This is a genomic window from Erythrobacter sp. F6033, assembly GCF_023016005.1.
GTDB lineage: Bacteria > Pseudomonadota > Alphaproteobacteria > Sphingomonadales > Sphingomonadaceae > Erythrobacter.
This window is the reverse complement of the sequence record NZ_JALKAZ010000001.1, coordinates 1,437,835-1,462,374: the sequence shown is the minus strand read 5'-3', so window position 1 is coordinate 1,462,374 and position 24,540 is coordinate 1,437,835. Positions and strand designations below refer to the sequence as shown.

Genomic DNA, 24,540 nt, shown 5'->3' with positions numbered 1-24,540 from the left:
TCTGCCCTACCCGAAATCAGGTAGGGGGCTGGCTTCAATATCTGCAATCAGTTGGGCGTTCATTGCGGTCTTATTCGCATTGAACGCTCCAGCGTTAAGGCCCTTCATGTGCTTTAGGGTCGCCTGAAGCGTTGCGTCCACGGCGTCTGGGGCGACTACGTTCTGGAAATAGCCTACCTTTGCTGCATCAGTTGGATTGAACATCTCCGATGTCGCAACGGCTTTCCGTCCGTGCGCATTTAGGCGAGCGGCTCCAAGGATCATCGGATAAATCGGTAATGCCATTCCGATCGCACTTTCGTTCATGCCCGTGACAAATTCTCCCTCAGCACCGATGGCGTGGTCGGCCGCCAACATCAGGAATGCTCCCATCGGGTAGGCGTGGCCTTCGCAGACGGTGATAACAGGCGCAGGGTGGCGCAAAATCGCGAGGATGGCGTCTTTGCCAGCTTGCAATTGAGCGGTCGCTATTTCTGGGCCGGCTCCAAATCCTTTCAGGTCAAAACCGGCAGAGAATATTCCTTTGCGCCCGCGTATTGCCACGGGAGCCAGATCGCCCGCGCATTTTGAAAGTGCGGCGACGAGAGCATCGAGCTTTTCCTTGTTGAGCGCGTTCACCTTCCCATCATCCAGCGTGATGATGTGCGCGCCGTCAATTGTTTCTGTCGTGATCATTTCTCGCTCCCGAATAACTCAATGCGCAGGATTACCTCGCAATTTGCTCGTTTCAACGTGAATTTCTCATGCCGTTACGGCGCGCTGCGTCACTTCAACTGAGAATGTTCAAGCTATCGCGTTGCACCGCTGAAATTGACCAGGACATCGTACGCTGTCTTGTCCGATACTCCTGCGACTTTCGCCCCATGCCTTAACCAGAAAGCGTGTTTCACAATTTCCGCTTGCTGCTCAATCCCGTACTCTCGGAAAGGTTTTCCAGGCTTTAGCGCATACTCATAACGGCAGAACGGATGCCGATTCAGAATTAGATACCAATCACCGCGTGTTTGCGTCTGCCATACATGGGTAAGTTCGTGGACAAGATGCCCCTGCTTTTCCAAACTCTCTACCGAAAAATCATCGCAATATGCGTGACCCTTCGGATGGAAATGCAAATGGCCACGTGGAGCCATTGTTATTCGCTTCGGTTGAAACGGAAAAAACTTCCGTCGCTTTATTTTGACCTGACCATAGTCAATGGCGCCGCCAAATATCGTCTGGGCGAGAGCAACCTCACCGGACGTTAAATGGCGCTCGCCTCCGACCGCACAAGCGGGAGGCTTCGATTGGCTTGTCGCTTGAGGCGCTGCTTTGATCAGCCTTCGTCACCAGTGGCTGCGGCACGCTCATCACCAGCGGCGAGCACCTCTGCTTCAAAAGTATGAGTTTGTCCGCCTGAGACCCGCAGTGTAACCTCGGCCTTTGAACCGGGTTTCAACTCTGGCGATGGGTCGAATGCCATCACATGTAAGCCGCCGGGCTTGAATTCGACTTCCGTGCCCTTTGTAAGAGTTATTGGAAGAGCTTCCATCATCTGCACTTTGAAGTCGTATTCGCCATAATCGTGGAGCGTCGAACTACCAGCTTGTGCGACTTCCGCTGTCGCTATCGAGAGCCCGCGATCGGCATCGTATTTCAATTTAAAATACACAGCTGCTGGGTTGCCCTCCACGGCGTTCAGAACCATCCGTGGATTCTCGATGCTCATGCCCGGAATTGTGCCAGCTACTTCTTCGACTGCTGTGTCAGCCTCGCCGCCGCATGCCGACAGAGTAACCGTGCCTGCCAAAGTTGCTGCAGCCAAGACGGATTTGAGCGCGCGACCGCTTTTGTTTGGCGTAATCATTATCGTTGTCCCCTCATCAGATGACATGAAAACTAGTGCGCTTGATCTCTTGTGCCAAGCAAAACCGCACCTATATCCCGCTCATATTCGAGCCGCCGAGGCGTTTTGCCCAAAGGATATTCCACCGGGGAAACGCACGAAGGCGGTGTCCAACAACGTCCAATGGATGGGGAAATAATGGGTAAAGTAATCGGTATTGACCTCGGCACGACTAACAGCTGTGTCTCTGTGATGGACGGCGGTAAGCCGAAGGTAATCGAAAATTCTGAAGGTGCACGCACGACACCTTCTATCGTCGCTTTCACGAAAGACGGCGAACGGTTGATCGGTCAGCCGGCCAAGCGTCAGGCAGTGACCAATCCCGACAACACACTTTTTGCGATCAAGCGTTTGATCGGTCGCCGGTTCGACGATCCGCTGACGAAGAAAGATATGGAATTGGTTCCATACGACATCGTCAAAGGCAAAAACGGTGATGCATGGGTCGAGGCAAGCGGTGAGGAATATTCGCCAAGCCAGGTTTCGGCTTTCATTCTGCAAAAGATGAAAGAAACCGCTGAGAGCTATCTCGGTGAAGATGTGCAACAAGCGGTTATCACCGTTCCTGCATACTTCAACGATGCTCAACGTCAGGCGACCAAGGATGCTGGCCAGATCGCTGGTCTTGAAGTTCTTCGTATTATCAATGAGCCGACTGCCGCTGCTCTTGCTTACGGCATGGACAAAGAAGACGGCAAAACCATTGCCGTTTATGACCTTGGCGGCGGTACTTTCGACGTTTCCGTACTCGAAATCGGTGATGGCGTATTCGAAGTTAAATCGACCAACGGCGACACGTTCCTTGGTGGTGAAGACTTTGACAATGCGATTGTTGAGTGGCTCGCCGAGCAGTTCAACAAGAAAGAAAACATGGATCTGAAGACCGATAAGCTCGCTCTTCAACGCCTGAAAGAAGCTGCTGAAAAGGCAAAGATCGAACTCTCGAGCTCAGCCACGACAGAAGTGAACTTGCCGTTTATCACCGCGCGCATGGAAGGTGGTTCATCCACTCCATTGCACCTCGTGGAAACGATCAGCCGTTCCGACCTTGAAAAGATGGTTGGCGATCTAATCAACCGCACTCTTGATCCTTGTAAAAAGGCTTTGAAAGATGCCGGCGTTTCCAAGGACGAGATCGACGAGGTTATCCTTGTTGGCGGTATGACCCGAATGCCGAAAGTTCGTGAAGTCGTTGAGAAATTCTTCGAAGCGAAACCGCACACTGGTGTGAACCCCGATGAAGTTGTTGCCATGGGCGCGGCAATTCAGGCTGGCGTTCTGCAGGGTGACGTTAAAGATGTTCTCCTACTGGACGTGACCCCGCTTTCGCTCGGCATTGAGACGCTTGGCGGCGTATTCACACGCATGATTGATCGCAACACCACGATCCCGACCAAGAAGACACAGACTTACTCGACCGCTGAAGACAATCAGCAGGCCGTGACGATCAAAGTCTTCCAAGGCGAGCGTGAAATGGCGGCCGATAACAAGTTGCTTGGCAACTTTGACCTTGTCGGCATCCCGCCAGCACCGCGCGGCGTGCCGCAAGTCGAAGTGACATTCGATATCGACGCGAACGGCATCGTTTCGGTTGCTGCTAAGGACAAAGGCACCGGCAAAGAACAGACGATCAAGATCCAGGCGTCTGGCGGTCTTTCCGACAGCGATATCGACCAGATGGTCCAAGACGCGGAGAAATTCGCGGACGAAGACAAGAAGCGCAAGGAAGCGGCAGAAGCTCGCAACCAAGCAGACAGTCTTGTCCACGCGACCGAGAAGCAGCTCGAAGAGCATGGTGACAAGATCGACGCTGACACCAAGTCGGCTGTCGAGGAAGCACTCGCAGCAACCAAGACAGCTCTTGAAGGCGACGACGGCGAAGAGATCAGCGCAAAAGCGCAGGCTCTGACCGAAGCGGCGATGAAGATGGGCCAGCAAATTTACGAACAGGAGCAGGCTGCTGCACCTGAAGGTGGAGATGCTGGTGCTGATGCAGCCGCTGATGAACCAGCCGACGAAGACGTCGTCGATGCTGAATTCTCCGAGGTCGACGAAGACAAAAAGGACTAATGTCCTGATGGAAAACTATGCCGCCGCTGGTGCAATCTGCGCTGGCGGCGGATGGTTTTTGCGACGGGCGAGGACCTGATGGCTACCCAGACCGACTTTTATGAACTGCTCCAAGTGTCCCGCGATGCGGATGGCGCGACGCTGAAAAGCGCCTATCGCAAAGTGGCGATGAAATATCACCCGGACCGCAATCCGGATGATGCTGAGGCTGAAGCCAAGTTCAAAGCCTGCAACGAGGCCTATGAGTGCCTCAAAGATCCACAGAAGCGCGCTGCCTATGATCGCTTTGGCCATGATGCCTACACGCAGGGCATGAATGGCGGCGGTGGTGGCGGCTTTGGCGGTGGCGCAGGTCAGGCCGATTTCGGAGATATAGGCGATATCTTCGAGACAATATTTGGCAGCGCATTTGGCGGTGGCGGAGCTGGGCGTGCGCGCCAGCAGCAACGCCGCGGTGCTGATCTTCGCTATGATATGCAGGTCACGCTCGAAGAGGCATTCGACGGCAAATCAACCGAAATTGAGATCGAAGTCTCGCAAAGCTGCGAAACTTGCGAAGGTTCAGGGGCGACGCCGGGGACCGGAGAGCGGACATGTAATCTTTGCCATGGTCAAGGCGCAGTGCGTGCAAAGCAGGGCTTGTTCGTTGTAGAGCGCCCTTGTCCTACATGCGCCGGACGTGGATCAGTAATCGAAGACCCATGCGGTGATTGCCGCGGCGAAGGGCGCGTAGACCGTGCTCAAGCTCTCGCGGTTGAGATACCTCCGGGTGTAGATACCGGAACGCGTATTCGACTTTCCGGCAAAGGTGAGGCTGGTCAGCGCGGCGCACCTCCAGGTGACCTCTACATTTTCATCCATGTGAAGCCGCATGCTGTGTTTGAGCGCGAAGGCACAACCTTGGCCACGCGGATCCCGGTCAGTTTCACCACTGCTGCGCTTGGCGGTAGCGTCGACATCCCTGACCTTGATGGATCAACCAACACAGTCGATATTCCGACAGGCATCCAATCTGGCAAACAGTTGCGGGTTCGGGGAGCTGGTATGCCAGTTCTACAAGGGCGTGGCCGCGGTGATCTGGTTGTCGAGATTGCAGTTGAAACGCCGACCAAGCTCAGCCGCCAACAAAAAGAAATCCTCGAGCAGTTCCGCGAAACCGAAACAGGCGATGAGTGCCCTGAGAGCCGCAGCTTCTTCAGCAAACTTAAGGACGCATTCGGTAGCTAGCTTGCCAATTGGCGATGAGTGAATAGAACGGCGCGCATTGTGTTGCCTGCGATCACCATCATCGACAACTTTTTGAAAGACCCGTGGGCCGCGCGGCGTGAAGCGCTTGCGCTCGATTACGATGCCTCTGCGCAGAACGGGAGCTTTCCCGGGCTAAATTCGGGCTCGCCGCTCGACACGGAAGCATTGGACGCGAGCGTCTCCCGTCTTTTGGGAGTGAAAGTTACAGGTGCTAAGGGAACGCAGCACGGGCATTGCCGGCTGACGCGAAAGGGCGACAAGGGCAAAAGTGGCGTCCATATCGATCCGGCGTTCTATTCGGGTATTCTCTATCTTTCCCGCCCAGAAGATTGTGCCAAGCCAATCGCAGGCGGCACCGATTTTTTCCGCCATAAGCGGACTGGATTGGAAGCTGTTCCTCAAGACGCGTCCGGCATTAGCGCCGCTGGTTACCCGGACATCAATGCGTTGATAGACGGGGTGGTCAATACGGACACTACCTTGCCTGCGAAGTGGGAGAGGACAATGCGTGTGCCAGCGCGGTTCAACCGGCTGCTCTTGTTCTCACCATGGCAATTTCACAACGCAGCACCCGGCTTTGGTCAGGCCGGCGAAGATGCACGCTTGGTCATGCTACTGTTCTTTGCACGTGCGGGCTAACTGCGCTCGACAGAGTTGCAGACGCTGTATACTTCCCATTTTGAATAGGAGCCACATAATGAACCGTCTCGCCGCCATTTCATTTGCTGCAGCAGCCCTTGCGGTCGCAAGTCCTACGATCGCGCAGCGAAATTTCGATGATGTCGAGATAAAGACTGAGGAAATTGCCCCGGGTGTTGCCGTGTTGTTTGGCGCTGGCGGGAACATGGGTGTCAGTTTCGGCGAGGATGCAACGGTCCTGATCGATGATCAGTTTGCGCCTTTGTCCAGCAAGATCGAGGCCGCTGTTTCGGATCTCGGCGCGACACCGGCAAAGTACGTTGTGAACACGCACTGGCACGGCGATCACACCGGCGGCAACGAACATTTCGGCAAGACCGGAGCAACCATCTTTGCTCATGACAATGTCCGCGTGCGCATGTCGACCGAACAACAGCGCGGGACCCGTACAACTCCTGCGTCACCCAAAGAGGCGCTTCCGGTAGTCACATATGGTCAAGGTATGCGGTTTCACCTGAACGGTGACACGATCAACCTGATGTTCCTTGGTGGCGGCCACACAGATGGTGACAGCGTCGTAGTTTGGGAAGACAAGAATGTCATTCACATGGGCGATCTTTACTTCAAGATCCCAGGTTATCCTTTCATCGATGTGGCTTCAGGCGGCAATGTATACGCCGCGATGCAATCGCTCGATGTCGTGATTGCGATGATTGACGACAATACGAAGGTCATTCCCGGTCACGGCCCGATGTCGAACAAGTCTGAATTGGTTGCATATCGAGAGATGATGGGTGAGGCCGTTAAACGTGTTGAGGCGCTTCACGCCCAAGGCATGAGTGTTGAAGATGCAAAGGCAAGCAAGCCGTTCGCTGATTTTGCACGCGGCGAGGGATTTATCAGCGCAGATTCTTTCGTCACTGCTATCTGGAACAGCATCGAAGCCTAATCAGGCAAACCGATCGACCACTTCGGTCCGAATTGTTTTGAGCAGACTTTCTCGGCAGCGACCAATTTCGGCCTCTTCGTCTATGATCGCAAGGAACGCGGCGCGTTTGTATTGCCGTATTGTGGCGTCCGGCAACCCAGCCTCTACCGTCGACGCGACAAAATCGATCATGCGTTCTGCCCCATGTAGCCGGCCCCAAACATAGTCATTTTCGCGGTATGCGCGGCTGAAAAACGCTCCAAAATTGTAGAACTCAATCCCACGTAAAGTCGCTTGGGTGCCGCCTTCACGGATCGACCGCGCATCGTCTGGACTAATCCTGTCGATCTTCACCGGGTTATATTCGGCAAGCCGGTCGCTCTGCACCAACGGCAACGTTGCAACATCATAGAACGGGAATCCGAGATATGTGAGCAACATCCGCCGTTTCAGATTTTTCGGCATCGCATCCAGCGCTTCTGTCAGCATCCGTTCCGCTTCCAGGTCGTTTTCCGGGAGAAGCCTGGTGGTCTCCAGAAAATCCAGCACGGCGCCCGGATTCTCCAAGACATCCCGCGCGAGTTTGCGGAATTCATCGCTTGCAAGTGCGCTATCATCTGCGCGGTTATAAAGACCCAGTATCTCGTAAATCTTGCCTCGCGCCAGATCCAGCGCATCATCTGGGATCTCAGGATCCGTTTCCCAATCGCGAGCAAGCCGCCGCGCAAGGAGCTGGAGTCTCCTAATTCGAAAACCAACATCATGAGCTCGGAAGAATGCGATTGCGCGCTCACTGGCGCCACCGCCTTCTTCGGTGAGATCCTGCAATCCTCTTTCGATCAATGCGCGTCGCAAAACCTCAGCGATCAGGCTATTATCTGCCAACGACAGTTCTGGGGCAGCCGCATGGGTAAGCTCTGCGAGCCGATCGACAATCGCCGTGAATTTCGTCTGTGCGTAGGCACCAAAAGCGTAACCAGCATTTTCAGCAGCAGCCTGCTGAGCTTTCGCGCGCCAGTTGCCAAGCCGCTTTGGAGTGGGGCTGTTAAGAAAGAACGTGAGACCGAACAGCTTCTCGACTGCGCGATCAATCTCTGGGCGGAGGCCTTTTACAATACGTTGAAGCCGCTCTGCATCACGAGACTGTTTCTCAATCCGCTCAAGATCATCCCGAATAGGCTGCTCTCTTGGAATTGTAGAAAGCGAGCCGAAAATGGCTCCGAAAAATCCGACAGGCTGGTCGGGCTTGGCTCCCACTGCACGGCTTCGATCCGGCCGTGGCTCGATGTAGATAAATCGGCGATCAACCTCTCGCTGCGAACTGCGATTGTTTAGCGCCTCTAAGGCCGCGCCAAATGGAGCGTTTACCAAGACAGAACCATCAATAAGCGCAACGTTGTCGATCGTTCCATCCCGAACATGCATAGGCATAATGCGTGACAAGAAACTGCCTCGCGAAAGCCAATGTTTCCCCTTTTCCGCCGCCAAACGATCGATTTCGTCAATAACGAGGGGAGGGAACGCACCTGGGAAACTTGCGGTAGCGCGGGCAGCTGTGACGAGTTCGAGCGGGTCCGCCAAAGCTCCGTCATCGCCACTGTGTACGATAGTGCGAAAACCTATCGGCATGCGATGTTCGGTTTCCTCAACAATAGGCGGCGAGTTAAGGCGTAGCATTTCCGAATGGCCACGGAAGTCGGTTGCCGTGACAAAAAGGTCAATCGGGTGACCATCCGGCAGCAGCGAAGGGCCAAGGTCGCTTGCGGCCATGCTATCAAGCGCTTCGAAAAGCATCGCTGAGAACCGATCACCGGAGAATGGAGGGCTGAACCAACGCCCTCGTACGAGCCGTGAGACTTTGTGACGAACTTCATCGCGGGTTTCAGGGGAAACGCTCTCGCTTACTGCGTTTCCCGGTCGCTTTAAGAACCAGTCTGCAATTGGTTGAGCCCAGAATTTGGCATAGCGCCACATTGGCTCGGCGTTGGGGTCGGTGAGTTCGCTGACGTCGGCATTTTCAAGCCACAGGTCAGTTAGGGGCTCAAGCGATTGCCCAGACTGAATGGCCTGGGCAAGAAATACGGCATTGATGCCGCCAGCACTCGCGCCGGTTAGGATGTCTGGCAGAACCCGAAGCCTGAGACCGCAATCGGCCTCAATCATTTTCAAGAAATCGCGGTAGACGTGGGCGACACCGTTCAGGTTGCCTGCTTCGGGTGAATGGAAGCACCTGCTTGCTCGAGCGAGATGCCAAATCTCTTTGGTGACACCATGCATATACACGGCGAGTGATACGCCGCCGTAACAGATGAGAGCTAGTCTAAGTTCCTTTTGGCGCATCAGTTTTCTCTGACGTGGATTGATCAGCTTTGCAATTGCGTTCTGCAAATGTTCTGCTAATTCCCTTGCTATGGCTAAGAGTAAAAAAAGGTATGTGTGCCAGTCGTGTGGCGCGGTTTCACCACGATGGCAGGGCCAGTGCGGTGATTGTAGTGAGTGGAACACGCTGGTGGAGGATGCCCCAGCGACGGTGTTTTCACAGAAGCATGATCTTTCCCGGGGCGGGAGGGGCATCGAGTTTATCCCTCTCAATCGCGAAACTGCACTGCCGGTTCGCAAATCGACTGGCCTCGCCGAATTCGACCGCGCGTTGGGCGGAGGGCTTGTACCTGGTTCGGCTGTTTTGATGGGCGGCGACCCGGGCATCGGGAAATCGACTTTGTTACTACAGACCGCAGCGACAATCGCGCGCGGTGGCAATGATGTTGTCTATGTCAGCGGAGAAGAGGCTGCTGGGCAGGTCCGCCTCCGAGCTAGTCGGTTGGGAGTTGCCGATGCACCTATCAGGCTTGCGTCAGAAACATCGGTTAGAGATATTCTGACCACACTTGGTGAAGGTGAACCACCTGCCATGTTGGTTATCGATTCAATCCAGACAATGCACTCGGACACGATTGAAGGCGCACCAGGAACGGTAAGCCAAGTGCGTGGCTGTGCGCTGGAATTGATCCGCTTTGCCAAGGAAAAAGGTACCGTATTGGTGCTGGTCGGGCATGTGACGAAAGATGGCAACATTGCTGGGCCACGTGTCCTGGAACACATGGTCGATGTTGTGATGAGCTTTGAGGGCGAACGCAGCCATCAGTACCGTATTCTTCGGGCGCTTAAGAACCGATTTGGAGCGGTTGACGAAATTGGTGTCTTCTCGATGGTAAGCGAAGGGCTGGAAGAAGTTTCCAATCCATCAATGCTCTTCTTATCCGGACGTGACCAACCATTGGCCGGGAGCTCGGTATTTCCTGCGTTGGAGGGGACAAGGCCAGTCCTTGTAGAGATACAGGCGCTGATTGTGCGATTGCAATCGGGAGCCACGCCCCGGCGTGCTGTTGTCGGATGGGACAATGGACGCATGGCGATGCTCTTGGCCGTTTTGGAATCGCGGTGTGGCCTGAATTTTAGTTCTGCAGAGGTCTACCTCAATATTGCAGGTGGCTATCGACTGACCGATCCTGCAGCTGACCTCGCGGTGGCAGCTGCACTCGTGTCGGCACTGGCTGACAAACCGCTGCCTGATAAGGCTGCTTGGTTTGGTGAAGTGTCGCTTTCAGGTGAAATCCGGCCCGTGGCGCATTCTGACCTGCGTTTGCGCGAGGCAGCTAAACTAGGGTTCACCTCTAGCTACGGTCCGTCCGATGCCAAGGTCGGCTCAGCCAAACTCAAATATCGCGGTTTGGGACAACTCGCCAATCTCGTTGACCAAGTGATGGGGAGCGAATAATCCCGCTCTATGACGTTGTTTGATGTGATCGTGCTGCTCTTCGTCGGTTTTGCGGCGATTGGCGGTTTTATGCGGGGCCTTGTGCAAGAGGTCCTTTCATTGGCTGCATGGATTCTGGCCGCTTTTGCGGTCTATTATCTCCATGGCTTGCTTACAGAGGCGCTTCGCGGCGTTTACAATGCGGAACCAGCCACTCCGATTCTGGCGTTCGTGCTGCTATTGCTCATACCATATGCCGCCATGCGGATTATTGCGTCCAACGCAGGTGAAGCATCGCGCAATTCGATTTTAGGCCCGATTGACCGACTACTGGGCTTTGGCTTTGGGGCTGTCAAAGGTGCGCTGATCGTGGTTTTTGCATTCTCGATCCTTGTTCTCGGCTTTGACACTGTTTGGGGTTTCCAAGGCCGCCCAACTTGGGTGACGCAGGCACGCACATATCCGGCGGCGGATACGTTTTCTCGTCAACTTGTTCAGATGATTGCTTCACGTCGCGCCCAGCTTGAAGGCGAAGCTGAAGCGGCAGAAGCGAACAATCCGGAAAATTAGATCAATGGCTGATGGTTCAGCTGCGAAACTGTATTCTCCGAAATTGCTAGCCCTAGCAACGTCGCTGGCGGACTTTCCCCTAAACGATAGCTTTGAAACCTATGCCGAAGCGCGTTCGCGAACTTGTGGAAGCAGGGTCAAGATCGGTCTGAGTTCGGCAGAAGGGCGGATTTCTCGCGTCGGAATGCAAGTATCTGCCTGCGCAGTAGGCCAGAGCTCAGCGGCAATCTTCGCACAAGGCATTCAGGATACACCGATTAGTGACCTCACCATTGCGTTAGGACAAATCGAACGGTGGTTGTCGGAGGAAGGCGACCTGCCTGACTGGCCAATGATAGATGCTCTAATTCCAGCTTTGCCGTACTCCGGACGTCACGAGGCAGTTCTATTGCCGTGGAGAGCGGCAATCGAGGCGCTTTCCTCTACGGGCTCCAGCAGCTACTGAAGCTACTTCAAACGGCCTGCGAGAGACAGGCATAATCAGGGTAGACGGGGATTATGGCAGAAGCACAAGCGCTTGCTGATCGAGAGCCGACGGACAAGGAAATCAAACTCGTAATCGGTGCATCGAGTGCCGGAACGATTTTCGAATGGTATGATTTTTTTATCTACGGCACGCTTGCATACATCCTGAAAGACGCGTTTTACGACGTTGATAACGATACGCTCGGATTGCTTCTTGTATGGTCGACTTTCGCGGTCGGCTTCGCGTTCCGGCCAATCGGCGCGATTCTGTTTGGTTTTCTCGGCGACAGGTTGGGGAGGAAATACACCTTCCTTGTGACGGTTACCCTTATGGGTATCGCGACGGCGGGTGTGGGACTGATCCCAACCGTCGATCAGATCGGAGTGATAGCCCCAATCATCGTCATTTTCTTGCGTGTGCTGCAAGGCCTCGCCCTCGGCGGTGAATATGGCGGGGCAGCGATTTATGTGGCTGAGCACGCACCACCTGAGAAGCGCGGCTTTTATACCAGTTTCATTCAAGCCAGCGTGGTCGGCGGGTTTGTTTTATCGATTATCGTTGTTCTTCTCTGCCGGTTTGTAATTCCGGAAGACGACTTCAATTCCTGGGGCTGGCGCGTTCCGTTTCTGTTGTCGATTCTACTGCTGATCATTTCGCTGTGGATGCGGTTCAAGCTGTCCGAGAGCCCGGTTTTCAAAGCTATGAAAGAAGCGGGTGAAACGTCTGGCAACCCATTTATTGAGAGCTTCACGTATCCTGGCAACAAGAAGCGGATTTTTGTCGCGCTGTTTGGTGTGGCGGGAATTCTGACAACCATCTGGTACACAGCGTTTTTCTCAAGCCTATCGTTCCTTAAGGGGGATATGAGGCTTGATGAATTGACGGTTGAGATCATCCTGTTGATCGCTGGTCTTCTATCTATGAGCTTCTATCTGGTGGTTGGTCGCTGGTCGGATCGGGTCGGGCGGAAAAAGCCAATCATCATTGGTGCGCTTGCCTCATTGGCGCTACTCTTCCCAATCTTCTGGACAATGGGCAGTCTTGCCAATCCCGCCTTGGCTGAGTCAGCGGAAAAGAACCCTGTTGTCGTTACTGGTCCTGAGTGCGTGACAGATCCCTTCGCGGACCTGTTTGATCGTGAGCAGAGCAACTGCGGCAAAATGCTGGGCAGTCTCACTTCAAGCGGGGTATCGTATACAGTCGTTGATGGTGACACCCTTGGCATTACGGTCGGCGGGAAAGTTGTAGAGATTGCGCCTGAGTGGTTGGAAAGCGGGAATGCCCGGCGCGATGGCCTGCAGGCTGCTCTATCACAATCGGGCTTTGACTTTACCCGTCATGTGCCCCCTCTCGCCAACATCATAGGCATTATCGCGATGTTGATGGCGTTGGGCGTGCTTTCTGCGCTCACATATGGCTCGGTTGCCGCGCTCTTGTCAGAGATGTTCCCGCCTCGCATCCGATATTCTTCGATGTCGATACCCTATCATATTGGTGCTGGGTATCTGGGTGGGTTTCTCCCGCTTATTTCGGGGATCATCGTGGCGAGCACTGGCAACGTCTATTCCGGCCTTTGGTACACTTGGGCCGTAGTGGCATTCGGCGTGGTCATCGCATGGTGGGGATTGCCCGACGGACCTCCAACAGATTTCTCCGACGATGTCCAAGGCTGAGACTGGACCGACTTCACCCGCACCAGCGCATCGCCTAATAGTTGATATTGATGCGTTGGCGGGAAATTGGCGTGCACTTGATGGAATGTCGGCTGCAGCTGCAACAGGCGCTGCTGTAAAGGCAGACTGTTACGGGCTAGGGGTGGATAAATGTGTGCCGGTCCTTCGCGATGCCGGAGCTGACACGTTCTTCGTTGCCCACTGGAGCGAAGTAACAGCTTTGCTGGACCATGTTGATCCTGGCCAGATTGCTGTCTTGCACGGCCCGATGAACAGTCAGGATGTGGAGTTTGCGCTCTCAACTGGAGTGCGGCCCGTAATCAACTCGCTAGAGCAGGCGAGGCGTTGGAGCGAACATCGTGGCGGTGCCTGTCATCTAATGGTCGACACTGGGATCAATAGACTCGGTGTATCGGCATCGGATTTTTCGGAAACTGTCCTACAATCCCTCGAAATCGATTGCATGATGTCGCATCTTGCTTGTGCAGACGAGAATAACCCGATGAATGACCGTCAGCTTTCGGCCTTTAGGGAGGCAGCGACAAAGATTGGCTATAGGCGGCTGAGCCTGTCAAACAGCGCGGGAATTGCACTCGGCGGGGATTATGCATTCGATGTGACGCGGCCGGGCTTGGCCCTCTATGGGGGTGTTCCGCGTGCAGAGTTCTCAGGTACTATCCGGCAAGTTGCCCATATCGAAGCGGCCATCATTCAGGTGCGGAATCTTACGGATGGCGATAGTGTTGGTTACAATGCGCAATTCACTGCTGATCGCGCAATGCGAGTGGGCACTGTCTCGCTCGGATACGCGGACGGTTTTCTAAGAGCGAGAGGCAAAGGCTTCGCCTTGCAACACGAGGACCGCGAACTGCCAGTGTTAGGCAAAGTATCGATGGATATGATCGTTGTAGACCTAGCCGGAGCTCCTGACTTGGCGGAGGGGGACTGGTTGAAAGTACCATTTTATTTGCCTGATGCTGCGCTGCAAAGCTCTGTTTCCCAATATGAATTGCTAACCGTACTTGGGCAGCGGTTGCGCGGCCGCTAACGCGTTGTTGCACTGCACATTGTGCAGGTGCTAAGCGAACCCAGCAACAAAATCTGGGATCGATATGGCACGCAAAGCAAACGCCTCTGACACAGGCACTGGTGATACAATCATCATCAAGAAATACGCCAATCGGCGGCTCTATAATACAAGCTCTTCGAGTTACATAACCCTCGACGATCTGGCGAAAATGGTGCGCGAGAATATCGACTTTCAGGTTCTTGATGCCAAGTCTGGCGACGACATTACTCATTCGATCCTTACCCAGATAATCATGGATGAAGAATCGAACGGCGGCCAAATGTTGCCCGTGAGCTTTTTACGTCAGTTGATCGGGATGTACGGAAACTCGATGCAAAGTCTTATGCCGTCTTATCTTGAGGCGAGCATGACCAATTTCCGCGAGAACCAATCAAAGATACGCGAAGCATTTGACAAAGGAATGTCCGCAAATCCGCTCGCCGCGATACATGAAACCAACATGGCGTTGATGCGCGCTGCCGCCGAGACGTTGATCCCAGGCGCAAGAAAAGACACCGCGGTGAAGCCCACTCAACCGCCGGCCGACAAAACTTCCGACAAAGAGATCGCCGCTTTGCGAGATCAAATGGCCGCAATGCAAAAGAAGCTGGACGAGCTTGGCAAATAGCCCGGACAGTCACTCAATCAATTTACATTAGGAATAGACCAGACGTGTCCAACATTCGTCACGCCATGAACGTGAAACGCGAAGACGATTTCGCGAAGTGGTATCAAGAAGTCATCAGCGCCGCTGATATGGCTGAAGAATCGGGTGTCCGTGGTTGCATGGTCATCAAGCCTTGGGGCTACGGTATCTGGGAACGGGTGCAAAGATTGATGGACGACCGGATCAAAGAAGCCGGTGTCCAGAATTGCTATTTCCCGCTCTTCATTCCGCTCGCAAATTTCGAGCGCGAAGCCAGCCATGTGGATGGCTTTGCGAAGGAAATGGCAGTGGTCACTCATCACCGTTTGATTTCCGATGGAGAGGGCGGGTTGATACCCGATCCCGAAGCAAAGCTTGAAGAACCATTGGTTGTTCGTCCGACGTCGGAGACAATCATTGGCGATGCCATGGCGCGTTGGACACAGTCATGGCGTGATCTACCACTCATGACCAATCAATGGGCAAACGTTGTACGTTGGGAAATGCGTACGCGGATGTTCTTGAGAACAAGCGAATTTCTTTGGCAGGAGGGGCACACTGCCCATGCTGATAAGACAGAGGCGCTCGAAGAAACACACCGTGCATTGGAAATGTATCGTGCCTGTGCCGAGGAGGATCTAGCTCTGCCAGTTGTCGCTGGCGAAAAGCCAGAGAATGAGCGTTTCCCGGGTGCGGATGAAACGTGGTCGATTGAAGCGATGATGCAAGATGGCAAAGCGCTTCAGGCGGGTACTTCGCATTATCTCGGGACGAATTTCGCGAAGGCTGCTGGCATCCAGTATCAAGATCGCGAAGGTACCCAGCAATATTGTCACACAACAAGTTGGGGAACATCGACTCGTTTGATTGGCGGAGTCATTATGACCCACGGCGATGATGATGGACTACGCGTGCCTCCGCGCATTGCGCCGTTTCAGGTCGTCATTTTGCCTATGCTGCGTGACAAACCTGAAGACGCAGCGACGCTTGCGTATTGCGAAGAAGTGCGTGCCGGAATAGCCGCGCAATTTGCCATGGGCGAAAAAGTGCGCGTTTTCCTCGACAAGACACCAGGCAAAGCATCGGCCAAACGTTGGGACTGGGTGCGTAAGGGCGCTCCTGTGGTTATTGAGGTTGGCCCGCGCGATATGGAAAATGGTAAAGTCGCAGCCATTCGCCGTGACAAGCTTTGGAATATTGAAACCGGCAAACTGGCCAATTCATTCCCAGCTCGTGATGAATTCATCGCCGGGATCGGTGACCTTCTCGAAGACATCCAGAGTAACCTATTCGCAGAAGCTCGGGACCGGCGTGATGCGAACATTACGCGCGGTGTTACTGCCTGGAGTGATGTTACCGATTTCTACGCAAGCAACGGCAAGTATCCTGGTTGGGTAGAAGTCCAGTGGTCCAAACCTTCTGGCGCAGCGCTTGAGAAAGTGGTTGAACAGCTCAAGGAAGAGAAACTGACGATCCGGAACGTGCCACGTGACAGCGCACCTGCTGACGGTGAGTGCATTTTCACAGGTGAACCAGCTGTCGAACATATTCTGATTGCGCGCGCTTACTAGGATAGTCGGCTGAGTGGAAATCGAACTGTGTGTAGGCTTGTTATTCTTGTTCTACCGCGCAACAACGTTTCCATGGTTAAACGTTTCGCAATTCTCGCCGCGCTTGTTTCGGTGCCACTTTCCGCCGATGATCAGGGTCAACCATCGACAGGTGACGTCCTTGCTGAGGAGGTATCAGAAGAGCGGCTGCGTGCTGACATGGACAAAATCGTCTCATTCGGAACGCGGCATACACTGTCTTCTCAAACTGATCCGAAGCGCGGTGTCGGAGCTGCTGTAGATTGGGCGCTGGACGAATTCCGCCGGATCGGGGCGACTTGCGCTGATTGTTTTGAAGTAAAATCTGTCGAGCGCGTCATTGAAGCGGACGGTCGCCGTATTCCTCAGCCTACGCTCGTCCGGAATGCTGTAGCGATCCAACGAGGAACGGAACGCCCTGACGAAGTCATAATTGTACAGGGGCATTACGACAGCCGCGTCACCGATCCTCTCAATGGCACTGATGATGCTCCCGGCGCGAATGATGACGGTTCGGGCAGCGTAATGATTTTAGAAGCATCGCGCATTCTGTCTCAACAGAAGTATCCATCGACCATCATCTACGCGCTTTTGACCGGGGAAGAGCAGGGCCTTTATGGCGCGCGTATTCTTGCCGATTGGGTGGAAGAGCAGGGCATGACCGTGAAGGCGGTGCTCAACAATGATATGATCGGCAATTCATGCGGATCGGACGGAAACTGCGATGCAAAACACGTTCGGGTTTTCTCGGAAGGTTTGCGAGCGGATTCGACCGAGCGTCTTAGGGCCCGCCAACGCCGGTTTGGCGGAGAGAATGACTCGCCAGGACGCAACCTCTCGCGCTGGCTGGATCGGCTAGCGGAAGAACAGCCGGATGGTATGCAAGTCCGACAAATATGGCGGACGGACCGCATGGGCCGTGGTGGAGATCAAATTCCGTTTCTCGACAAGGGTTATCCGGCAGTAAGGATTACCGTTTCAGTTGAAGATTATGATCACCAGCATCAGGATTTGCGCACCGAAGATGGTGTGAAATACGGTGATACCGTTGATGAGCTGGATTTCGAATACCTTACTCGCGCGTCGCAACTGAATGTGCGTGCGCTGCACAAGCTGGCGATGGCTCCCATGCCGCCTGCGCTTAATGCAGATGCTGTGGTCAAGACATATACGGAGCTGTCATGGGATCCTGTCGAGGGCACGAAAACATATCAAATCTACATGCGCCCGACAGATGAAAGTAATTGGCCTGAAGGCCCTGCGCTTTCGGTAAATCATATTCCGGCCAGTTATCGGGAGCGCGACGACACCTACAGAATCGATGGGGAAGTGATCTTTGAAGAAGTCGCGATGCGAATTGCTGATGGAAACTTCAAGGTGAAACTCACCGGAGTTCGAGGTGATGACTGGTTCTTTGGTATCGCGGCATGCAATGGCCAATATTGCTCACCAATTTCGACTGCGGTTCCTGGTGGAGCTTTCAAGCCGGTAACGCAGCCCGAAGGTGACAGCGAGTAAGCACTCGTCCATAGGCGAGGCTATATGGCCAAACGACAAATGAACCGTCCTGCCGGGATGCCTTCCCGCGAGCAGGTGATAGAATTTATCCAGTCCTCAGACAAGCCTGCGGGTAAGCGCGAAATCGCGAAGGCCTTTGGCCTGAAGGGGCAGGAGAAGATCAGCCTAAAGAAGCTGTTGAAAGATATGGCTGAGGAAGGGCTGATCGATGGAAAGAAGACGGCCTATCACCGAATGGGCGGAATTCCGAAGGTTACTGTTCTTCGCATTGTCGCAATTGAAGACGGTGAGCCAATTGCAGAACCAGACAATTGGTCATCCGAAGCGCCGGGGAAGCCACCGCGAATTACAGTAAAAGAGTTGAAGGGCCGGGGCGGAAAGCGCGCGCCTGCATTGAAGCGCGGTGATCGGGTTCTCGCCCGGACAGAAGAAACCGAACACGGATGGCACGCCCATCCCATGAAGAAGCTACCCGCTCGTACAGAGGGTATGATGGGGGTTGTCGAGATCGACGGTGGCGGGAAGGCCTGGCTCGCCCCCGTTGACAAGAGAGTTCGCCAATCTGCTCCGATCAAAGACACTGGAGAAGCGGAGGCTGGACAACTGGTCCTCGCGGAGCCCATTGGCCGAAGTGAACGCGCAGGTGTTCGCGTGATCGAAGTGATTGGCGATCCGCTGGCTCCGAAAAGCTTCAGTCTGATTGCGATCGCAAAGCATGGAATCCCGAATGTTTTTCCTGAGGCCGTGCATGCCGAAGCGGAACGTGCCGCGCAGTTGCCATTATCGAGTGAGAGGCGCGAAGATCTCCGGCATTTGCCGATTGTCGCGATTGATCCGGCCGACGCGCGCGATCATGACGATGCGATATGGGCAGAGCCTGATGGGGAGGGCGGTTTCAACGCATTGGTCGCGATTGCCGATGTCTCGTTCTATGTCCGGCCTGGAAGTGCGTTGGATAAGGAAGCGCGCAAACGCGGGAACTCTGTCTATTTTCCTGACCGGGTCGTACCGATGCTTCCAGAGATTTTGTCGGCAGATGTTTGCTCACTGCGTGAAGATGAAGACCGCGCTGCAATGGCCTGCCATCTTCACATAAGCAAAGGCGGGAAAATCACGAAGTTTCGCTTCACCAGAGCGATTGTGCGTATCCATCACAACATTCCTTATGAAGATGCGCAGGCGTCGATCGATAAGGGCAACCCACCGGAATACTTGAAAAACCTTTGGGATGCTTGGCATGCTCTGTCTGATGCACGGGCCAAGCGTGAACCGCTTGATCTCGATTTGCCCGAGCGCCGCGTGGTTTTGAACGATGCTGGTAAGATTGAAGAAATCGCCGTTCGAGAGCGCTTGGACGCGCACCGTGTGGTCGAAGATTTTATGATTGCAGCAAACGTTGCAGCGGCCAAAGCGCTTGAGGCGAAAACGGCGCCCGTTGTCTATCGCGTCCACGAAACGCCGAGCCGTGAAAAACTGATCGCGCTGCGCGATTACATGGCGACTTTGGATAAGAAACTTGCGCTCGGCCAGGTGATTAAGCCGTCGCTTTTCAACGCGATGCTTGCTGATATCGATGAAGAAGCTGACAAAGCACAAATCATGGAGGCTGTTCTCCGCACGCAAATGCAAGCGTATTATGGCCCTGCAAATTCTGGGCATTTCGGCCTTGCGCTAGATTCCTACGCGCATTTCACATCTCCCATTCGCCGTTATGCAGACCTTTTGATCCATCGCGCCTTGGTTGATGCGTACAAACTGGAGCAGCCGAAACCGTCAGGATCGCTTCCCGATACCAGCGGACTATCTGATAAAGACCGAGCGAGCCTTCAGGAAATCGCTGACCAGATCAGCCAGACTGAAAGGCGCGCAATGGAGGCAGAGCGGGACACAGTCGACCGCTATGTCGCCGCCTGGCTTTCGGGCAGGGTTGGAGAGACATTTGAAACTAGGATAACTGGAGTCCAGGGCTTTGGCTTCTTTGCAACCATTGTCGGTTTGGGCGGTGATGGCTTGGTTCCGGTCTCAAGTCTAGGCGGGGAGTATTTCCGTCACGATGAAGCCGCACAAACGCTTGTAGGTGTCGACACTGGCAAGACGTACGCTTCCGGCGATCGGCTCGAGCTCAAGCTGGATGAAGCGAACGCGCTTACTGGTGCTCTGAAATTTGTTCCCGTCGATAGCGATGGAAATCCGATCGAGCAGCGGACAAAACGCTATGATCGAAGTTCGGGAAGTCGTGGCGGACCCAAAAAAGGCAAATTCCGATCAGGTAAGCGCGGTCGTCCGGGCAATATTCGGCATCAGGGAAAACGGAAATAAGCCATCAGCCTGCGCTCAATGATCGGCTTCGCTTTCGTCATAGTCTGAGGGGATGATGTAAAGCGGACAGTGCAGTTGGCCAGCATGCGCAGAAAAGTGCGTTACCAGAGGACCCGGTGATCCTGCCTTTGCCGCGCCGAGAATAAGTGCAGCAACCTCACTGTGGGATTCAAGAAACTCGCTTAGGATGCTTTGCCCATTGCCAATTTTCACCGAAATTGTTGGCATGATGCCGCTCTCGGCAAGAAGGTTACCCGCGACACCATGCGCCAGCATCTCTGCGCGATCCCGCGCCTCTTGCTCGATTGTGGCCTGAACTGCACCGAAGGCGCTGAAATTTTGTTGTGGCACTAAAGCCAGGATGTGCACCGCGCCATCGACCGCCACCGCACGGCGCGCAGCAAAACGCAAAGCGGCGCGCGCTTCTTCACTTTCATCAGTGACGACAAGGAATGTGCGCATTAAAGTCTCCTGAGAAGGCTATCCAATCAAATGGTTTCGTATGCAAGGCCTTGTCCCGAGGCTGTGGATTCGCCAGAGACGTTACGGAACTGCCAAACGAGGGATTGATTACTCCATGGCCATTGAAATCAAGATGCCTGCTTTGTCTCCAACTATGGAAGAGGGGACGCTCGCCAAGTGGTTGGTGAAAGTGGGCGATACTGTTCAGTCCGGCGATATTATGGCCGAGATTGAGACCGATAAGGCAACGATGGAATTCGAAGCTGTAGACGAAGGTGTCCTTGCGGCGATCGCCGTGGATGAAGGCACAGAGAATGTGAAGGTCGGCACGGTTATCGCGATGCTCGCAGAAGATGGCGAAGATGCTGGCGATGTAAGCCTGCCAACGGGCGCGCCTGCTGCTGCACCGGCAGCCACCGAAAACACTTCAACTGCTGAAGCCAAAAGCGCCCCGGCAGCCGCGCCGGCACCGGCTCCTGCTCAAGCCAGTGCGGGCGATCGGGTCATCGCATCACCTTTGGCCAAGCGAATCGCGGCGCAAAAGGGGATCGACCTTGCATCGGTCAGCGGCACCGGCCCGCACGGACGGATTGTCAAAGCGGACGTCGAAGGTGTTGATGCATCGGCAGCGGCGCCCAAATCGGCAGCACCAGCGAAAGCAGCGTCTCCGGCCCAAGCTGCAAATGAATTTGACGCGCCATTCGAAGAACAGAAGCTCAACAATGTCAGAAAAGTCATTGCGCGCCGCCTGACGGAAGCGAAGCAGGAAATTCCGCACATTTATCTGACAGTCGACGTGCGTCTCGATCCACTTCTGGCCCTGCGCAAACAGCTTAACGCGTCGCTGGAAGCAGACGGCGTCAAGCTTTCGGTAAACGATCTGATCATCAAGGCATTGGCCCGCGCCCTTCAACGCGAGCCGCAGTGCAATGTCAGCTTCCGAGGCGACGTAATGCATCAATACTCGCGCGAAGATGTCTCGGTCGCTGTGGCTGCACCATCGGGTTTGATCACACCGATTATTCGGGATGCAGGCAGGAAGGGTCTCGCCGAAATCTCTCAGGAGATGAAAGAGCTTGCCGGCAAAGCGCGCGAGGGCAAGCTTCAGCCGCACGAATATCAGGGGGGAACGGTCTCACTGTCCAACCTTGGTATGTTCGGCACCAAGCAGTTCGATGCCGTAATCAATCCACCGCAGGGTATGATTCTGGCAGTAGGTGCCGGGGAACAACGCCCTTACGTAGTCGACGGCGCATTGCAGGTTGCAACAGTGATGAGCGTTACTGGTAGCTTTGACCATCGGGCTATTGATGGCGTCGACGGCGCAAAACTGCTCGATCAATTCCGAAGCCTGATCGAAAACCCAATGGGGCTTGTGGTTTGAGCAACAGCCTTCGTCGATCATTCTTCTGCGTGATCCCGGCGGTCATGTTGATTGGCGGGTGCGCACCTGACGATTATGATCGCGATGGCGTTCCTCCAACGGCTCGAACAACTGAATCCGGGGCACCATCCCGTCCAGTTCAAATCGGCTTTGACGGTCCGCGCTTCGATGCCTGTGCAGGATTTGGGCGCGTTACAAATCTGAACCCCAGGGGAGACAATTATCTATCTGTGCGCGGAGCACCTTCGGGTAGTGCAGAGGAAATCGACCGGCTCGGTCCTGGGCGAGGGGTGTCGATGTGTCAGCAGGTCGGCAATTGGATCGGGGTGGTTTACGCACCTGAAAGCGAAACGCCGGTGGACTGCGGTGTTGGTTCTCCAGTCAACTCAAAGCGGATTTACGAAGGGCCCTGCAAATCAGGGTGGGTGAGTGAAAACTTCATCGAATTGGTGGCTGGTTAAATCATGGCAGTCCGCGATCCGCAAATTCGCGTCACTGCGATGCCAACCGACCTTAACCCGTACGGCGGTGTCTTCGGTGGCTGGCTTATGGCGCAAATGGCGCTCGGTGCAGGTTCGCTAGCGAGCCGGGTAGGGAAGGGCAAGGCAGTGGTCGTTCATGCCACTGACTTCACATTTCCCGGAGCGATGCAACTGGGTGATGAGCTAAGTGTGTATTGTGAAGTGATCGCCAAGGGCAAAACTTCGCTTACAATCGAAGCTGAGGGAGTTGGTCGCGAGCGTGATGGCGAAGCGACTATCACAGTGTCGAAAGGCACTTTCAAATTTGTAATGCTGGACGACGATGATCGCCCGCGTGAAGTCAGTTAAAGATAGAAGTTCAAAAGGGATATTTGAATAATGTCAGGCAGTTATGATGTCGTAGTTCTCGGGTCCGGTCCCGGCGGGTATGTCGCGGCAATCCGCTGTGCGCAACTTGGATTGAAGACTGCGATTGTTGAGCGTGAGAATTTGGGCGGCATATGCCTCAATTGGGGCTGTATCCCAACCAAAGCACTCCTCCGCTCGGCCGAAATCAAGCATTATATGGATCAGGCTGCTTCCTATGGGTTGAAGGTGGCTGGTACGATCGAGGCCGATCTGGATGCCATTGTGAAGCGTAGCCGCGGGGTCGCCAAACAGCTTAATCAGGGCATTGGTCACCTTATGAAAAAGAATAAGATCACCGTGCACATGGGGGAAGGGACGCTTACGGGTCCAACCTCGTTGACGGTCAAAAATGACAAGGGCGAGGAAAAGCTCAAAGCAAAGCATGTCATTGTTGCGACAGGTGCCCGCGCACGCGATTTGCCGTTCGCACCCGCGGACGGTAAGCGGGTTTGGACGTATCGCCACGCAATGGTGCCACCAGAAATGCCAAGCAAATTGCTGGTGATCGGTTCTGGTGCAATCGGAATTGAATTTGCCAGTTTCTACAACGACATGGGTGTCGATGTGACGGTCGTGGAAATGCTGGACCGCGTCGTACCCGTCGAAGATGCTGACGTTTCATCGTTCTTGGAAAAGAGCCTGACCAAACAAGGCATGACCATCATGACCGGCGCCGGCGTCGAAGATTTGAAGGTCGGAGCCAAGGGCGTCACGGCAAAAATCAAGGACAAAGCGGGCAAGGTTAGTACTAGTGAATTCAGCCACGTCATCACGGCCATTGGCATTCAACCTAACACTGAGAATATTGGCCTTGATAAACTCGCGGAGATGGATCGTGGCTTTATCCAAATCGATCCATTCGGTCGGACCAAATCAAAAGGTCTCTGGGCCATCGGTGATTGCACACCAGGCCCATGGCTCGCACACAAGGCGAGCCATGAAGGTGTGACCTGCGCTGAAGCCATTGCTCAAGAGTTGGGCAACAAGGATGTACACCCGCATCCGTTGAACCGAGACGCGATCCCTGGTTGTACCTATTGCCACCCGCAAATCGCGAGCGTCGGTTTGACAGAAGCAAAAGCGAAAGAAGCGGGATACGAGCTTAAAGTCGGCAACTTCCCCTTCATTGGCAACGGAAAAGCGATTGCTTTGGGAGAAGCGGAAGGTTTCATCAAAACGGTTTTCGATGCGAAAACGGGTGAGCTTTTGGGCGCTCATATGATCGGTGCAGAAGTTACCGAACTGATCCAAGGTTATACGGTTGGGAAAACCCTTGAGACAACAGAAGCTGAGCTGATGCAAACAGTATTCCCTCATCCGACCCTATCCGAAATGATGCATGAGAGCGTGCTCGATGCCTATGGCCGTGCGCTTCATTTCTAGATTGGTGAGGGTAGAAGATGTGACAGAGTGGGCCGCCGCGCCCGCAC

At 54.4% G+C, this 24,540-nt stretch carries 21 protein-coding genes; 17 read left to right on the top strand and 4 right to left on the bottom strand.

Annotated features, from left to right (window positions below; all coding sequences use genetic code 11):
• Positions 1 to 6: 6 nt before the first annotated feature.
• Together MWU39_RS06870 and MWU39_RS06860 are read right to left on the bottom strand one after the other, a co-directional pair.
• On the bottom strand, positions 7 to 675 hold the full coding sequence (locus tag MWU39_RS06870; RefSeq protein ID WP_247159269.1) for a crotonase/enoyl-CoA hydratase family protein: 669 nt from the start codon (positions 673 to 675) through the stop codon (positions 7 to 9).
• A 637-nt stretch (positions 676 to 1,312) separates the two neighbouring features.
• Positions 1,313 to 1,843: a copper chaperone PCu(A)C gene (locus MWU39_RS06860; RefSeq protein ID WP_247159268.1), complete on the bottom strand. Its 531-nt coding sequence runs from the start codon at positions 1,841 to 1,843 to the stop codon at positions 1,313 to 1,315.
• A gap of 177 nt (positions 1,844 to 2,020) precedes the next feature.
• Here MWU39_RS06860 and dnaK point away from each other — a divergent pair, with 177 nt between their 5' ends.
• From dnaK to MWU39_RS06840, 4 genes are all read left to right on the top strand, one after another.
• Positions 2,021 to 3,952, top strand: coding sequence for a molecular chaperone DnaK (gene dnaK / locus MWU39_RS06855; RefSeq protein ID WP_247159267.1), 1,932 nt, complete (start codon positions 2,021 to 2,023; stop codon positions 3,950 to 3,952).
• Between the two features lie 78 nt (positions 3,953 to 4,030).
• Complete coding sequence (dnaJ, locus tag MWU39_RS06850; RefSeq protein WP_247159266.1) at positions 4,031 to 5,179, top strand: molecular chaperone DnaJ; 1,149 nt, start codon at positions 4,031 to 4,033, stop codon at positions 5,177 to 5,179.
• Positions 5,180 to 5,197: 18 nt separating this feature from the next.
• Positions 5,198 to 5,839: a DUF6445 family protein gene (locus tag MWU39_RS06845; RefSeq protein WP_247159265.1), complete on the top strand. Its 642-nt coding sequence runs from the start codon at positions 5,198 to 5,200 to the stop codon at positions 5,837 to 5,839.
• 58 nt (positions 5,840 to 5,897) lie between these two features.
• Positions 5,898 to 6,788 (top strand): MBL fold metallo-hydrolase, encoded by an 891-nt coding sequence (locus MWU39_RS06840; protein ID WP_247159264.1) that lies wholly within the window; start codon positions 5,898 to 5,900, stop codon positions 6,786 to 6,788.
• Here the strand turns inward: MWU39_RS06840 and MWU39_RS06835 are convergent, their stop codons facing one another.
• Positions 6,789 to 9,107, bottom strand: coding sequence for a patatin-like protein (locus MWU39_RS06835; RefSeq protein ID WP_247159263.1), 2,319 nt, complete (start codon positions 9,105 to 9,107; stop codon positions 6,789 to 6,791).
• A gap of 70 nt (positions 9,108 to 9,177) precedes the next feature.
• Here MWU39_RS06835 and radA point away from each other — a divergent pair, with 70 nt between their 5' ends.
• The 9 genes from radA to rnr all read left to right on the top strand — a co-directional run bounded on the left by radA (position 9,178) and on the right by rnr (position 20,374).
• On the top strand, positions 9,178 to 10,545 hold the full coding sequence (radA, locus tag MWU39_RS06830; protein WP_247159262.1) for a DNA repair protein RadA: 1,368 nt from the start codon (positions 9,178 to 9,180) through the stop codon (positions 10,543 to 10,545).
• Positions 10,546 to 10,554: 9 nt separating this feature from the next.
• Positions 10,555 to 11,094, top strand: a complete 540-nt coding sequence (locus MWU39_RS06825; protein ID WP_247159261.1) for a CvpA family protein — start codon at positions 10,555 to 10,557, stop codon at positions 11,092 to 11,094.
• 4 nt (positions 11,095 to 11,098) lie between these two features.
• Positions 11,099 to 11,539 (top strand): iron-sulfur cluster assembly scaffold protein, encoded by a 441-nt coding sequence (locus MWU39_RS06820; RefSeq protein ID WP_247159260.1) that lies wholly within the window; start codon positions 11,099 to 11,101, stop codon positions 11,537 to 11,539.
• Positions 11,540 to 11,592: 53 nt separating this feature from the next.
• Positions 11,593 to 13,233 (top strand): MFS transporter, encoded by a 1,641-nt coding sequence (locus MWU39_RS06815; protein WP_247159259.1) that lies wholly within the window; start codon positions 11,593 to 11,595, stop codon positions 13,231 to 13,233.
• Complete coding sequence (alr, locus tag MWU39_RS06810; protein WP_281501084.1) at positions 13,220 to 14,281, top strand: alanine racemase; 1,062 nt, start codon at positions 13,220 to 13,222, stop codon at positions 14,279 to 14,281. The genes MWU39_RS06815 and alr overlap by 14 nt, the downstream gene beginning before the upstream one ends.
• Positions 14,282 to 14,345: 64 nt before the next feature.
• Positions 14,346 to 14,930 (top strand): polyhydroxyalkanoate synthesis repressor PhaR, encoded by a 585-nt coding sequence (gene phaR, locus MWU39_RS06805; protein WP_247159257.1) that lies wholly within the window; start codon positions 14,346 to 14,348, stop codon positions 14,928 to 14,930.
• A gap of 44 nt (positions 14,931 to 14,974) precedes the next feature.
• Complete coding sequence (gene proS / locus MWU39_RS06800) at positions 14,975 to 16,519, top strand: proline--tRNA ligase (RefSeq protein WP_247159256.1); 1,545 nt, start codon at positions 14,975 to 14,977, stop codon at positions 16,517 to 16,519.
• A 72-nt stretch (positions 16,520 to 16,591) separates the two neighbouring features.
• Positions 16,592 to 18,055: a M28 family peptidase gene (locus tag MWU39_RS06795; protein ID WP_247159255.1), complete on the top strand. Its 1,464-nt coding sequence runs from the start codon at positions 16,592 to 16,594 to the stop codon at positions 18,053 to 18,055.
• 24 nt (positions 18,056 to 18,079) lie between these two features.
• Complete coding sequence (gene rnr, locus MWU39_RS06790) at positions 18,080 to 20,374, top strand: ribonuclease R (RefSeq protein ID WP_247159254.1); 2,295 nt, start codon at positions 18,080 to 18,082, stop codon at positions 20,372 to 20,374.
• A gap of 15 nt (positions 20,375 to 20,389) precedes the next feature.
• Here the strand turns inward: rnr and MWU39_RS06785 are convergent, their stop codons facing one another.
• A complete protein-coding gene (locus MWU39_RS06785; protein ID WP_247159253.1) occupies positions 20,390 to 20,836 on the bottom strand; it encodes a universal stress protein in 447 nt (148 codons plus the stop codon).
• Positions 20,837 to 20,951: 115 nt separating this feature from the next.
• On the opposite strand from MWU39_RS06785, the gene MWU39_RS06780 reads away from it, so the two are divergent.
• Genes MWU39_RS06780 through lpdA form a run of 4 tightly spaced genes read left to right on the top strand, consistent with a single transcriptional unit; the run spans position 20,952 to position 24,493 of the window.
• Complete coding sequence (locus MWU39_RS06780) at positions 20,952 to 22,220, top strand: pyruvate dehydrogenase complex dihydrolipoamide acetyltransferase (protein WP_247159252.1); 1,269 nt, start codon at positions 20,952 to 20,954, stop codon at positions 22,218 to 22,220.
• A complete protein-coding gene (locus tag MWU39_RS06775; RefSeq protein WP_247159251.1) occupies positions 22,217 to 22,681 on the top strand; it encodes a hypothetical protein in 465 nt (154 codons plus the stop codon). Before MWU39_RS06780 ends, MWU39_RS06775 begins: the two co-directional genes overlap by 4 nt.
• A gap of 3 nt (positions 22,682 to 22,684) precedes the next feature.
• Positions 22,685 to 23,050 (top strand): hotdog domain-containing protein, encoded by a 366-nt coding sequence (locus tag MWU39_RS06770; RefSeq protein WP_247159250.1) that lies wholly within the window; start codon positions 22,685 to 22,687, stop codon positions 23,048 to 23,050.
• Positions 23,051 to 23,080: 30 nt separating this feature from the next.
• Positions 23,081 to 24,493 carry a dihydrolipoyl dehydrogenase gene (gene lpdA, locus MWU39_RS06765; RefSeq protein ID WP_247159249.1) on the top strand — a complete coding sequence of 471 codons (1,413 nt, stop codon included), beginning with the start codon at positions 23,081 to 23,083 and terminating at the stop codon, positions 24,491 to 24,493.
• Positions 24,494 to 24,540: the final 47 nt, after the last annotated feature.